At 66.2% G+C, this 11,931-nt stretch carries 9 protein-coding genes and 1 tRNA gene; 7 read left to right on the top strand and 3 right to left on the bottom strand.

Going from position 1 to position 11,931, the window contains the following annotated elements:
- The first annotated feature begins 81 nt into the window (after nucleotides 1–81).
- Complete coding sequence (locus ILP92_RS17505; RefSeq protein WP_198917704.1) at nucleotides 82–555, top strand: YbjQ family protein; 474 nt, start codon at nucleotides 82–84, stop codon at nucleotides 553–555.
- Between the two features lie 211 nt (nucleotides 556–766).
- On the opposite strand, the gene ILP92_RS17500 is transcribed toward ILP92_RS17505, so the two are convergent.
- Both ILP92_RS17500 and ILP92_RS17495 read right to left on the bottom strand, forming a co-directional pair.
- Nucleotides 767–856, bottom strand: a tRNA-Ser gene (locus ILP92_RS17500).
- A gap of 287 nt (nucleotides 857–1,143) precedes the next feature.
- On the bottom strand, nucleotides 1,144–2,022 hold the full coding sequence (locus ILP92_RS17495) for a LysR family transcriptional regulator (protein ID WP_198917703.1): 879 nt from the start codon (nucleotides 2,020–2,022) through the stop codon (nucleotides 1,144–1,146).
- Nucleotides 2,023–2,121: 99 nt separating this feature from the next.
- Here ILP92_RS17495 and ILP92_RS17490 point away from each other — a divergent pair, with 99 nt between their 5' ends.
- The 3 genes from ILP92_RS17490 (at nucleotide 2,122) to ILP92_RS17480 (ending at nucleotide 6,948) form a co-directional block, all read left to right on the top strand.
- Nucleotides 2,122–3,681: a proton-conducting transporter transmembrane domain-containing protein gene (locus tag ILP92_RS17490; protein ID WP_198917702.1), complete on the top strand. Its 1,560-nt coding sequence runs from the start codon at nucleotides 2,122–2,124 to the stop codon at nucleotides 3,679–3,681.
- Entirely contained in the window at nucleotides 3,678–6,035 is a 2,358-nt protein-coding gene (locus ILP92_RS17485; RefSeq protein ID WP_198917701.1) for a YbcC family protein, read from the top strand. The genes ILP92_RS17490 and ILP92_RS17485 overlap by 4 nt, the downstream gene beginning before the upstream one ends.
- A 166-nt stretch (nucleotides 6,036–6,201) precedes the next feature.
- Nucleotides 6,202–6,948, top strand: a complete 747-nt coding sequence (locus ILP92_RS17480; protein ID WP_198917700.1) for a lysophospholipid acyltransferase family protein — start codon at nucleotides 6,202–6,204, stop codon at nucleotides 6,946–6,948.
- 201 nt (nucleotides 6,949–7,149) lie between these two features.
- Here ILP92_RS17480 and ILP92_RS17475 read toward each other — a convergent pair whose 3' ends face one another.
- On the bottom strand, nucleotides 7,150–7,686 hold the full coding sequence (locus tag ILP92_RS17475) for a putative glycolipid-binding domain-containing protein (protein WP_198917699.1): 537 nt from the start codon (nucleotides 7,684–7,686) through the stop codon (nucleotides 7,150–7,152).
- A 257-nt stretch (nucleotides 7,687–7,943) separates the two neighbouring features.
- Here ILP92_RS17475 and ILP92_RS17470 point away from each other — a divergent pair, with 257 nt between their 5' ends.
- The 3 genes from ILP92_RS17470 to ILP92_RS17460 all read left to right on the top strand — a co-directional run bounded on the left by ILP92_RS17470 (nucleotide 7,944) and on the right by ILP92_RS17460 (nucleotide 11,902).
- A complete protein-coding gene (locus tag ILP92_RS17470; RefSeq protein WP_198917698.1) occupies nucleotides 7,944–9,344 on the top strand; it encodes an MFS transporter in 1,401 nt (466 codons plus the stop codon).
- 93 nt (nucleotides 9,345–9,437) lie between these two features.
- Nucleotides 9,438–11,084, top strand: a complete 1,647-nt coding sequence (locus ILP92_RS17465; protein ID WP_198917697.1) for a PEP-utilizing enzyme — start codon at nucleotides 9,438–9,440, stop codon at nucleotides 11,082–11,084.
- 107 nt (nucleotides 11,085–11,191) lie between these two features.
- Entirely contained in the window at nucleotides 11,192–11,902 is a 711-nt protein-coding gene (locus tag ILP92_RS17460) for a PEP/pyruvate-binding domain-containing protein (protein ID WP_198917696.1), read from the top strand.
- The last annotated feature ends 29 nt before the right edge of the window (nucleotides 11,903–11,931 follow it).

The following is an 11,931-nucleotide window of genomic DNA, read 5'->3' as shown; positions in this document are numbered from 1 at the left end:
TACTCAGGAGTTGGAGCCTCCGGCAAACCCGGCGCGGTTCAGTCGTAGAAAGCGAGCAAGTGATGAGGAAGGTTTTGATCCATGGCAAAGTGTGCGCGATGCGGGGCAAAACTTGGTTTCACTCACGTAGGCAACTATTGCCCTTCTTGCACCGCTGAGAACTCTAATAAAGCCGCTGAGGCCATGCGAATAGAGAGCCATGGTGATTTGGAGGCCAATCGGAGGATAGGCGCTATATTGCTTACAACTGAGACAGCGCCAAACCTTAAAATAACCAAACGTATAGAGATCGTTACGGCGGAGTGCGCCTTCGGCATGAACATCTTCAAGGACCTGTTCGCGGGCGTTAGGGATATTGTGGGCGGTAGGTCTAAGGCAGTTCAGCAGACCTTGCGTGACGCACGTCGTACGGCACTATACGAACTAAAAGTCGAAGCTGACCTTGTTGGCGCTAATGCCGTGGTCGCAGTCGATTTGGATTATGTAGAACTCAGCGCAGCTGCCAGCATGGTCATGTTGGTCGCATCTGGCACTGCCGTCGTGGTTGAGACCTAGCCGAATTTTCAAGCGTACAGGGCTTGGAATCCTCACAAAACTGGCGAACGGATTGAACTGAGGCGGGTTAGGTCTCATTTCCGTATATCAAAATCGAAATTCAGAATCGGCACTTCAGATCGTTTGTAGTCCAAGTGGTCTAATTCGCTCACATGCGAATGTATGTGGCGACGACATCGCAAGCCATTGAAAGAGATGCGATAGTGTATGGTGGCGGAGACGAAGGGATTCGAACCCTCGAGACGGTTTCCCGCCTACTCCCTTAGCAGGGGAGCGCCTTCGACCACTCGGCCACGTCTCCGGGGATCGGGATAGACCGTAACGCTTTGGAGTTACAAGCGTTTTTTCGGCGGCGGGGCGGGTTCTTGCAAGCCTCTGTTTTCATTGGTTTTCAATGACATTCGCCGGTATTCTCCGCCGCTACACGACCAATCGGTCCATGCCGAACCCTCTTCGTTCTCCAGAATGTTTCGCCAGTCGACGACGGAGTGGATCCCGGCTTGCGCCGCGAAGTCCAGGAATGTCGACCTCTCCTGCGCTTCCCAAGGAAGCCGGTACAATCGCATCAGGCCATCCTGCATATGCGCTTCACTCGTCACCCCGGTTCGCCAAGGGTTCCGCGAGCCGCCCGAGCAGCGGGTGCGGGAAGGTCCGCGGCGTGGTCACCGCGTAGAAGCTTTCGACCACGTTCAGCGGGAACGGCGCGGTGGCCAGGACGCCCTGTGCCAACTCGTCCGCAAGCACGACCGCCGGGGTGACCGCGAGGCCCAGGTCTTCGCGGGCCAGCAGGCGGACCATGGCCATGTCGTCGACGGTTGCCGCTATCCTGGGGGTCACGCCGAGCCGCGCCATCAGGCTGTCGAAGCCGGTCCTGATCGAGCTCTCGGTCGGAAGGATGACGGGCTCCGCACCCAGAAGCTCGGCAAGCGTGTCGTGTCTCAGCCGCCGCTGCGTGCCGTGAAGCCCGACCGGCTGCTCGGCGATGCGGTGCGCGACGAGATCCGGGAACGTGACGCGCGGCGGTGGATCGGTCAGCAGCACCACGTCAAGGGCCAGGGCCTCGAGCGCGCGCAGCAGGGTCTGACTGTTGCCGGACGACAGGATCAACTCGACGTCGCCGGTAAGGGCCGGGCGCAGGAAGCGAAGCTGGAAGTTCCGCGACAACGTGGACAGCGCGCCCACCCGCAGCGGCGCCTTTGCCGCGCCACCCGCTGCGAGCGTGGCGACAAGATCGTCGCCGACACTGAAGATGCGTTCCGCGTGATCGAGCGCGATCCGTCCCGTTTCGGTCAGGACCATTGCCCGGCCGGTGCGCTCGAAAAGGGCGTGGCCCAGTCGTTCTTCGAGCTGGCGGATTTGCGTCGACAACGCGGATTGCGACAGGTTCAGCCGCGCGGCCGCGCGAGTCAGGTTCCCTTCACGGGCGACCTCCTGAAAATAGCGCAGGTGATGGTAGTTAAGCCGCATTTGATTCTATTAAATCGAACGATATGATCCACACAATGTATTTTTATTGATGATCGCAGCCCCCTATTTCGACCGGAGGTCCACTCCCGGAGATCTGCGATGAATTTACTGCTCCTGCTCGCCCCGCTCGCGCTGGCCGCCTCGGCCCTCGCCACGCATTTCCATCCCCCCGCCCGCGCGCATTGGCGCCTGCGCCTGCCCGAAATCGCGGCCCTCGCCGCACTGGTTATGGGCGCGCTCGCCGCTGTCGACCTGGCGGTCTCCGGACCGTCGACAAGCCCGCTTCTCGGCGTCGCCTCGATCGGGCTGTCGGCGCGGCTCGACATCGTCAGCGTGGCGATGACGTTGACGGTCGCCTTCGTCGGCTGGGTGGTCCTGCGCTTTTCGCGCGTGGCCCTGGATGGCGAAGCGCGCCAGCCCGCGTTCATGACCTGGATGGCGGCGACCATTTCCTGTGTCCTGCTGCTCGTGGTCACGGGCAATGTCGTGCAGCTGGCCGTCGGATGGGTCGCGACCGGTATCTGCCTGCAACGCCTGTTGCTGTTCTACCCCGAGCGGCCACGCGCCCGGCGCGCCGCCAAGAAGAAGGCCATGAGCGGGATCGTCGCGAGCGGGGCGCTGCTGGTCGCGGTGGCCATACTGCTGGCGGCATTCGGCACGTCCGACATCGCGACGATCAACGCAGCGGCGCGGGCAGGGGAGGGGTCCGGCCCGATCTGGCTGGCCGCGCTGCTCCTTGCGCTGGCGGCGATCTTCAAGTCCGCGCTGGTGCCCACGCATGGCTGGCTTATCGAGGTGATGGAGGCGCCGACGCCGGTCTCGGCCCTGCTGCATGCCGGAGTGGTCAATGCGGGCGGGTTCCTTCTGATCCGCTTCGCGGACGTGCTGATCGCGGCGCCGGGCGTGCTGGCGGTGCTGGCTTTGGTCGGTGGCTTCAGCGCGCTGCTGGCGGCCGCGGTGTCGCTGACCCAGCCGTCGGTAAAGGCGGCGCTGGCTTGGTCCACCTGCGCGCAGATGAGCTTCATGGTGCTGCAATGCGGCCTGGCGCTGTTCCCGCTGGCGCTGCTGCACATCGTGGCGCATTCGCTCTACAAGGCGCACGCCTTCCTCGCCTCCGGCGGTGCGGTGCGAGAGGTCGCGCAGGTCCGTCGGCCCGGCCCGGTCGCGGTGCCGAACCTTGCTGCCGTGGCGCGGTCCTTCGGCCTGGCACTGGCGCTTTACGTGGTCGTCGGGTTTGCCTTCGGGCTTGCCTCGAAGCCGCCGCAGACCGTCGCGCTTGGCGCGATCCTGATCTTCGGCGTGGTCTACCTGATCGCGCAGGGACTTGCCGACCGCGCCCCGCGCTCGCTTGCCCGGCGCACCGTCGCCCTGTCGGTGGTCGCCACTGTCGCCTATTTCGCCTTGCAGCTTGGGGCGACATGGGTCTCGGCGGGCACCCTGCCGCCCCCGCCGCCTGCCGACGGGCTGATCTGGGCGACCACCGTCCTGGCCGTCGCAAGCTTCGCCGTCGCGGCTTTGGCCCAGTCGACCTTCCCGCTATGGGCCGGACACCCGGCAGCGGCCGGGTTGCGGGTGCACCTGATGAACGGTCTTTACCTCAACGCGGTGTCCGATCGGCTTGCGGGCCGCTGGACCCCCAAGCCCGGAGCGATCCAATGAACGCATACACGACCTGGCCCGGCCCGACGCTCGAGCTTTTCGCCGCGTCCGAGGACGCCATGCGGCAGATACCGCCGGCCTTCCCGCTCGAGGCGACCGTCGCGGTCAATCCCTGGCTCGGCCAGGCAGGCGAGGATCGCACCGTCGCGGCCGCCCGCATGGCCCGGACAGGCGCTGGCAGGATGTTCCTGCCGCGCAAGACCGTCGCCGCGATGATCGACGCGGGGGAGGTGACGCCGCAAGACCTGTCGGACGCCGCGGCCACGCAGGGCTTCGACCCCGAAGACCTGGTGCGCGCGACACGGGAGGAGGCGGGCGTCCCCGCGGCGCTTCCGACGATCGCGGAGCTGGCGCAGGGGGAAGACGGCATCGACTGGCCTGCCCTGGCCGAAGAGCGGATCGGTCACTGGGCGTCGGCGCAGTTCGATCAGGGCCAGGCGTTCTGGCCCGCGCCACGGGCAGGGGCCTGGGCGTCGTGGAAAGCCTATGCCAGCCGTGACCTTACCCCGGGCCTTGCGGGGCTGTCGGGGTTCGCAGAGCGCGTGGGCGCCATGCCGACCGATGCACGCGCTGCCTTCGCCCAGGCCTGCCAGGCGCTGGACCTGACGTCGGACTCGGCGCCGCTCTACTTTCACCGGCTGCTCGTGACGCTTTCGGGCTGGGCACAATACGCGCGCCACCTTTCGTGGATCGCCGAGCGCGACGGACGGCGGGACGACACGCTCTTCGAGCTCTTGACCATCCGCCTGGCGTGGGAGGTTGCCCTTCTCGCGAAAGGGGGCGCCGCGGCCTGGAAGCAGGCCCAAGCCGACTACGCGCGCCCGGTCCGGCCCGACCGGGACCTGAGGCTCGATGCCGCCCTTCAGGAGGCCGTCGATCGCAGCGGCGAGCGGCGCCTGGCAGAGATCCTTTCGGCAAAAGCCGCCACCCCAGCCGCGGATCGCCCCGCGATACAGGCGGCCTTTTGCATCGATGTGCGCTCCGAACGTCTGCGCCGGTCCCTTGAGACCGCCGACCCGGGGATCCGGACGATCGGCTTCGCGGGCTTCTTCGGCCTCGCGGTCCGGCATCGCGGCCATGCCTCCGACATAATCGAGGCGCGCGCGCCGATTTTGCTGTCACCCGGCATCGAGACGCATTCGGCGGGGGATGCCAAGGCGGACGAGAGCGACCGCGTCCGCCTGCGGACGATCCGGGCCTGGGGTCGCTTCAAGCGGGCTGCGGTTTCGGCCTTCGCCTTCGTCGAGGCGGCGGGCCCCATCTACGTGGGCAAGCTCCTGCGCGACGGCCTTGGCATGACCGGAGCATCCTCGGGCGACACGGCCCCCGTGCACGACCTGCCGCTCGCCGACCAGATCGAGGCCGCGGAAGGCATCCTGCGGGCGATGTCCCTGACCGAAGGCTTCGCAAGGCTCGTTCTGCTCTGCGGTCACGGGGCCACGGTCACCAACGCGCCCCATGCCAGTGCCCTGCAATGCGGCGCCTGCGGCGGGTTCCCGGGCGACGTGAACGCGCGTCTGCTGGCCGGGATTCTGAACGACGAGCGGGTCCGCACCGGTCTCGACGCCAAGGGGATCGCGATCCCCAGCGACACGCGGTTCATCGCCGGGATGCATGACACGGTGTCGGACGAGGTTCGGGTGTTCGATGAAGGGGCGCCTGCGACCCATCGGTCCGAGATCGAACGCCTGCGCACCGCGCTGTCGACCGCGGCGACGCTGACCCGGACCGAACGCGCGCGCGCGCTGCCACGGGGGGCGGCCGGAACGCTGGCCCGGCGGGGCCGCGACTGGTCCGAGGTCAGGCCGGAATGGGGGCTTGCCGGGTGCTGCGGCTTCATCGCGGCGCCCCGCGACCGGACCGCGGGATGCGATCTCGACGGTCGGGTCTTCCTGCACGATTACGACTGGCTGCAGGACGAGGGCGCCGGGACGCTCGAGCTGATCCTGAGCGCCCCGGTCGTCGTGGCAAGCTGGATCGCGCTGCAATATCACGGCTCGGCGGTCGCGCCCGAGACGTTCGGCGCAGGCAACAAGCTGCTGCACAATGTCGTCGGCGGGATCGGTGTGCTCGAGGGCAACGGGGGCGCGCTTCGCGCGGGGCTTCCCTGGCAATCGGTGCATGACGGCGACGCGCTTCGCCACACGCCAAGCAGGCTCGTGGTCGCCGTGGAGGCCCCGGAACAGATGATCTCGCACGTGCTCGACCGCCAGCCGCAGGTCCGGGCGCTTTTCGACAACGGCTGGCTGACGCTCGTGGCGCTGGACGATGCCGGGGCGTTCGGTCGTCGCTACGATCGGGGCAACTGGTCGGACCGGGATGCGAGTGATGCGATCCAACCCGCCGCGGCATGACACCCGCATTTCGGTGGCGGAGCGTGGCGATCGCGACCGGTTCGGGGTCATCTTCGGAAGGTCACGGCGCAGCTGGCGTGTGAGGGACGCTCCACGCGGCCAGATGAATAAAATTGAGTTTCGAGGTCGAGGCAGATAACAGCATTGCAGCCAGAGATTTGATCCCATGACCCACGCCCTGAAATCCATCGAAGAGAACTGGCGTGGTGGAAAAGCATCCCTTCGGTTTCTGTTGGGCACACCTCTGGCGATGGGCCGGATCGCGCGCGGAGCGCAGGTCGGCAGGCAGGCACGGGCCCCGCTTGAACGCCTGTTCGCCACATATCTCGAGGATTGTCGGTTTGACGTTGTTGTCGAAGGGGAGATTCCTGCGGCGGGGACGGGCTGCATCCTGTCCCACAACGAGACATCGTTCGCGGACCTGGCGGCATATTTCGTCGCGATCTGGCCGCATGTGGATCGGCTCGCCGGTGCCGATGTGTATCGGCACATTCCCTACGCCCGCAAAGCCTGTGCGAAGATCGATATCGAGCTGGTCGCGCGTGGCAACCGCAGGTCCACCGACCCGCTCGTGGACCGCATGGTGGCCGCCGCGAAGGCAGGCAAAAGGGTCGGTTGGGGCGGCGAAGGCAGGCTTTCGGGCTGGGACGGGATCGGTCGCTTCAAGGTCGGCGGCAGCATCATTGCGATCAGGGCCAATGCACCCATCATCCCGGTGGTGATACACGGGGGCCATCACGCCATGCGGCTTGGAACCGTCCGCGCCCGTCCGGGCAAGATCCGGGTCCGTTTCTGCGAGCCCGTATCCTCGGAAGATTACGCAGAAGCCGACGCGCGGGAGCTTGCGGACAAACTGCAACGGGTCGTGTCGGAAAATTTCGCGGCGCTTTCCGACAGGCAGTTGGAGTCCTGACTACCCCTAGCCGGGCCCTCCGAGACTGCTTTGCAGCAGACCAAGCGCATTCTCCAGCGCGCTGAGATCCGTAAAGGCCTTGGAAAAGCCGACTTGCGCGGTCAACATATCAAAGCCTCTCGAAGGGCAGCCTTACCCAGTACCAAGATGGTTGCCCCGCGCGACCATGCCGCAGCACGGGGGATCCGCCTGCAGAGCGGATCAGGCCTGCGCACTCCAATGTCCCTTGTGGGTGCGCACGATGCCATGTGCGTCCACGGAAAGGTAGGATGTGGCGCCTGTTTCGGTCTCCAGCCATTCGTATGCGTCATGCGCAGTGCGTCGGATGACGACGTGGAGCGGGTCTAGCCGCTCGTTCTCAAGATCCAAGCTCGCGACCAATAGCTCGACTTCGTCGCCAACGCCGAGCTTCAGGCGGCGGATCGGCAAGGTGAAGGTCGCGGGCGAGAAGCCGAAGTGAACATCCTTCGCACCCGTGACGGCCGGAACCGGTTTGCCATTCAGCATCCACGTGTCATCGGGCGCGCGGCGGACGAAGATGCGGGACTTCGCACCGATGCGGACGCGCCGCGTCGTTCCATCGTCTCGGGCGCGGATGCGGTAACGCAGGACATTCAGGTCCGCGTCCGTCGACGATCCGTCGATCAGGTATCCCCCCTCGGCGTCGGCAAAGCGGCAGGCATCGTTTCCCGGCCCCTCTTGCCTCACCCACAAGACTGCATGTGCACCCGCGATCATGGCCCGCTCTCCCTGTTCGGAGATATCCTAGCACGCCGCGATCCTTCATGGCTGGAAAACGCCGTGCGATGCCCGCATGGCCGGTTTGCCGCGCCGGGCACAAACGGCCGCGAAGTTCCGAGGTCCAAAGCGGGCGTTGCAGACTGGAGAACTGGTTCAGCATCGGACGGCTCATTTGGAAAAGAACCTTGTATCGGGCTTTGGAAAAGCCTCTGCTGGCCCCCGCGCGCGTCCTTGCGCCTGCCGAGCGATGCCATGTGAGCGACGAAACCGGACCCGAGGCGATCCCAAGGCTGTCTGCCGCGAATACGGCAGCTATTCTCGTGGCGGCCGCACAGGCCCCCCTGGGATCGACCCTCATCGCCGTGGCGCTTCCGTCGATCGGGACGGGGACCGGGACGGATCTGGTTCTGATCACGGGACTCCTGGTGACCGGGTATCTTGTGGTCAACGTGATCTGCCAGGGTCCGGCGGGCAAGATCAGCGACGTGGTCGGCCACGCGCGGGTGCTCTGGGCCGGGATGGGGTTCTACCTGGTCGGGGCCGTGTGCGGGGTCGTGGCGCAAGGTGCCGCGCTGCTCTTTTTGTCGCGGTGTTGCATGGCCGCGGGCGGTGCGTGCCTGGTTCCTGCTACGCTGGCGCTGCTGCGCCTGCACGTCCCGCACGCACGGCGCGGGCGCGTCTTCGGCCTTTTCGCCGCGACCATGGGCGTCGCCGCCGCAGGTGGCCCGGCGCTCGGCGGCGAGATCGTCTCGACGTTCGGCTGGCGCGCGGTGTTCCTTGCCAATCTGCCGTTTCTCGGCCTGTCGGCGGTGCTGCTTTTCCTTCGACCGCTGCCCGTCCGGGCGGGAACGCGCCGCGACAGCCTTCGGACGCTGGCGACGGGTCTCGATTACGGTGGGATCGGGCTTCTCGGCCTGGCGCTGGCCCTTCTGGTTCTGGCCAGCAAGCTGTCGGGCGCGCTTCTGGTCGCCACGCTGATCGGCGCACTCCTGATCGGGATCGGCTTTCTTTACTGGGAGATACGGGCCACGGACCCGATCCTCGATGCCCGGCTGTTTCGGCGACCTGCCTTCGCCGCGGGCACTCTCATCATCGCGCTGCAGAACTTCGCGATGTACGGCCTGCTGTTCCAGGTGCCGCAATTCTTCTCGGTCTTCCGCGATGCTGCCCCGCGCGAGATCGGGTATCTGCTGTTCGTCATGATGATCGGGATGGTGGTTGCCGGACCCATCGGGGGGCAGTTGACCGACCGGATCGGTGCGCAACGCGCAGCGCAAGCGGGGGCGGTGTTGCTTCTGGCCGGGATGGCACAGCTTTGGGCACTTGGCGGGTTCGACGGTCCAAGCGCAGCCTTCCCCGCCCTGCTGGTCTTCGGATTGGGGCTCGGGCTCGGCAACGCGCCCGCGCAATCGGCTTCGATGGGCGCGGTGGATCCGCACGAGGCAGGCATGGCCGCCAGTGTCAGCGCGACGATGCGCTATCTCGGGGCGATCGCCAGTATCGTCGTGCTGGGGGTGGTGCTGGGCAACGACGAGACGGTCAGCATCGCGCGACACGTGGTCATGGTCTGGCTCTTCACCGCGGCCATCACCCTTTCGGCACTGATGACCCTGCGTCTTCCGGGACGATTCCATCTTGAAGGTCGCGGGGCATGAGCGCGCAATACATGGAACTATGACGGATCCGTGACATCTGCTATCCTGCCCCGGGGAAGATTTGAACGAAATTTTATTACCTTTGGGGGCATCATGAACATTTACACCGAAGCCGGGACGTTGGAGTTTCATCCACCCGGCCCCGGAGCCTGGTCCATTGACGCGGCGCATTTCCCAAGACCGGTGTCGCGCTTCCAGGCCGAAATCCATCCGAAAGGCATCGCCGACGGGTTCTTGGAATGCGCCAGGCGCTACGGGCTGCTGATCGACGGCCTGGATTTCCGCTTCGTGAACGGCTTTGCCTATTCGTCAGTGATACCCGCACCCGAGGACGAGATCCCGGCCCGGTTCGAAGCGGCAGAGCGGGTGTTTCGCGACAAGATCTGGCGGCGCGACCTGGAGCGCTGGGACACCGAGGTCAAGCCGGCGTCGATCAAGACACATCGGGCCTTGCTGGCGATCGACCCGGACGCGCTGTCGGACGAAGAGCTCGCCGCCTATGTCGAGACCTGTCGGGACAACCTGGTGAAGATGATCCGGCAGCATCATTGCTTCAATCTTGCGGCTATTTTGCCGGTGGGCGATTTCATGGCGCATGTCGCGGCGTGGTCGTCGCTGCCGCTCAGCGACTACCTGGCGCTGTCGCGCGGCGCGGCCCCTGAATCCGCCGGCGAGTTCGACGAGATTGACGACCTGGCGAAGGCTCTCCGGGACGATCCCGAGGCGCGCGCGACCCTTGCTTCGGACGCGCCCGGCGCCGAGATCATCGCGCGCCTTCGCGCCGCGAAAGGTCCGGTCGCACAGGCGCTCGAGGCCTATCTGGATTTCGTGGGCTACCGGCTTCTCAACAGCCTGGATACCGGCGAGGCCTCGGCCATCGAGGTGCCGGATGCGCTGATTGCACGGATCCGGCAGGCGCTCGCCCCCGAGGTCGCGCATCTTGGCGTCGTTCCAGAGGCCGAGCTTGCGCGCCTGCGCAAGGCGATCCCGCAAGAGAACCGCGCCATGTTCGACGACCTTCTGGAGGAGGTCCGTACGATGTCGCGGCTGCGCGACGAGCGCGGCTTTTACAGCGACGTCTGGGCGGGCGGTGTCATGCGCCGCGCGCTTCTGGCCGCGGGCGCGCGGCTGGCCTCAGCGGGCCGGATCGAAGAACCCGCGCATCTGATCGAAGCCAGCTACGACGAGATCAAGGACCTGTTGGGCAAGACCGGCGGGCCGAGCGGTGCCGAGCTTGCGGACCGCGCCCATTATCGTCGCAGTCACCGGGCCGAGGGCGCACCGGCCGCGATCGGCGATCCGCCCGCGCCGCCGCCCCCGATGGACGCGCTGCCGCCCGATACGCTGCGGGTCATGACGGGCCTCGGCACCGCGGTTCAGTCGCTGGGATCCCCGCCCGATACCGAACGCGAACCGTCGGTCGTTCGGGGTATCGGCGCAAGTCCCGGGATTTATACCGGTCCGGCCCGGGTGATCGACACCCCGGAAGATCTGAGCCGCCTCGTGCCCGGGGATGTGCTGATCGCGGCGGCGACATCGGACTCGTTCAACATCGTTCTGCCCCTTGTCGGTGCCATCGTGACCAACGCGGGTGGGCTTCTGTCCCACGCCGCCATCGTCGGCCGCGAATTCGGCATTCCATCGGTGGTCGGCACCCGGAATGCCACCGCGCTTATCACGGACGGGATGCAGGTCACGGTGAACGGAGCGACCGGGGAGGTGGAGTACGAAGACGGATGACGCCAGTCCCGCTTTCGTCGGCTTGCGATGCGAAGGTTTATGGCGGCAAGGCAACCCAGCTGGGGGCGGCCCTTCGCGCGGGGTTGCCGGTGCCCGAAGGATTCGCGTTGGACACGGACTTCGTCGATGCCGTGGCCGACAGCCAGCCCGGCGCGCTAGCCGAGCTCGACCGGCTCTGCACGATCCTTCCGGGGGAGCTTGCCGTCCGGTCTTCCGCTGTCGGCGAGGATTCCGTCGGAGCCAGCTTTGCCGGACAACACGCCACCGTGCTGAACGCCATCGGGCCCAAGGCGGTCCGTCGCGCGGTGATCGATGTGTGGGCGTCGGGCAGGACCGACTCGGCGCAAGGCTACCGCGCGCGCATGGGCACCGACCGGGCGATCCGCATGGGCGTCGTCCTGCAACGGCTGGTTTCGTCCGACACTGCCGGTGTGCTGTTCACCTGCAATCCGGTGACCGGTGACGTGGAGCTTGTGATCGAAGCCACCTGGGGACTGGGCGAAGCCGTGGTGCAGGGTCTTGTGATCCCCGATTGCTTCCGGCTGACCCCTTCCGGGCGGCTGTTGGAACGCCGAACCGGCTACAAGGAGATCAGGATTCAGCGTCGGCCCGAAGGTGGCACCGCCACCGAGACCGTGCCAGCGCACCTTGTCGAGCAGGCCTGCCTGGACGAAATGCACCTGACGTTGCTGCACGGGCTTTCGACGCGGTGCTGCGACACGTTCGGGGCCGGGCCGCATGACATCGAATGGGCCTTCGAAAAGGACGTTCTCTACCTTTTGCAGCTGCGCCCGGTCACAACGATGCAGCCTGGTTGAGCTCTATCGGACCATAGCCCGGGACAGGC

This window comes from Palleronia pontilimi (genome assembly GCF_016412875.1).
Lineage (GTDB): Bacteria > Pseudomonadota > Alphaproteobacteria > Rhodobacterales > Rhodobacteraceae > Palleronia > Palleronia pontilimi.
This window is presented reverse-complemented; position numbering and strand designations above follow the sequence as displayed.

Coding starts and splice junctions, on each gene's coding strand:
- ILP92_RS17505 (WP_198917704.1), top strand. CDS start 82: ATGGCAAAGTGTGCGCGATGCGGGGCAAAACTTGGTTTCACTCACGTA.
- ILP92_RS17495 (WP_198917703.1), bottom strand. CDS start 2,022: ATGCGGCTTAACTACCATCACCTGCGCTATTTTCAGGAGGTCGCCCGT.
- ILP92_RS17490 (WP_198917702.1), top strand. CDS start 2,122: ATGAATTTACTGCTCCTGCTCGCCCCGCTCGCGCTGGCCGCCTCGGCC.
- ILP92_RS17485 (WP_198917701.1), top strand. CDS start 3,678: ATGAACGCATACACGACCTGGCCCGGCCCGACGCTCGAGCTTTTCGCC.
- ILP92_RS17480 (WP_198917700.1), top strand. CDS start 6,202: ATGACCCACGCCCTGAAATCCATCGAAGAGAACTGGCGTGGTGGAAAA.
- ILP92_RS17475 (WP_198917699.1), bottom strand. CDS start 7,686: ATGATCGCGGGTGCACATGCAGTCTTGTGGGTGAGGCAAGAGGGGCCG.
- ILP92_RS17465 (WP_198917697.1), top strand. CDS start 9,438: ATGAACATTTACACCGAAGCCGGGACGTTGGAGTTTCATCCACCCGGC.